The organism is Calothrix sp. UHCC 0171 (assembly GCF_034931845.1).
In the GTDB taxonomy this organism is placed as follows: domain Bacteria; phylum Cyanobacteriota; class Cyanobacteriia; order Cyanobacteriales; family Nostocaceae; genus Brunnivagina.
This window is the reverse complement of the sequence record NZ_JAYGHN010000102.1, coordinates 1963-2621: the sequence shown is the minus strand read 5'-3', so window position 1 is coordinate 2621 and position 659 is coordinate 1963. Positions and strand designations below refer to the sequence as shown.

Below are 659 nucleotides of genomic sequence, written 5' to 3'. Positions count from 1 at the left end.
GTCTCTGTATCCTGGTACTATTTTAAACGTGATGACGGTAAATATGAAAAACGATTTGTCATTTCTACCAAAGCTCTCAAAGCCAGCACTATTTCTTGGTGGGGTAAACGACGATGGCAGATAGAGGGTTGGTTTAAAACTGCAAAGCACCGTTTCGGCTTGCACCGTTTTGGACAAGGAACACTTTTAGGTGTTTATCGTTGGTTGGTATTGTCCTTTATTTCTTATCTTTTAGCGCATTGGGCTTACTTATCGACAGCGTTAGCGAAGCTTGACAAAGAGTGCGATTCGTTGCTGACCGAACGCGAAAGTAATAAGTCAGCCAAGGTTAAAATTCCTCAAGGAATAACCTTGAACTCTTTCTTGATGGAGGTGTAAGCCCTCCCCTCTCAAGTTCGGAGTGACTCAAAACCTGCCCACAGTGAGTAGGCTCGGAATCCTACAGGCTGAAGCTGGGAACAGGACGCAATCAGAGGGTGGTGCATCGCTCACACTGGCGTTATTAGGAGTCCCCATGACGAAACAGAGCCTAGAAAAGTGTCTCATAAGCAAGCAGGAATGCACAACTAAAACCTGACTTCGATGATGCAACACCCGCTAACTTTTTCTTCGGAGATTAGCAGAACTATGGGTAATCATCAGGCAAAATGGCTACGTCT

Annotated in this window: 1 pseudogene; it reads left to right on the top strand. The window is 45.1% G+C overall.

From position 1 onward, the window contains the following. Positions 1-279: pseudogene (locus VB733_RS27470) on the top strand (transposase); the annotation flags it as partial. Positions 280-659: the final 380 nt, after the last annotated feature.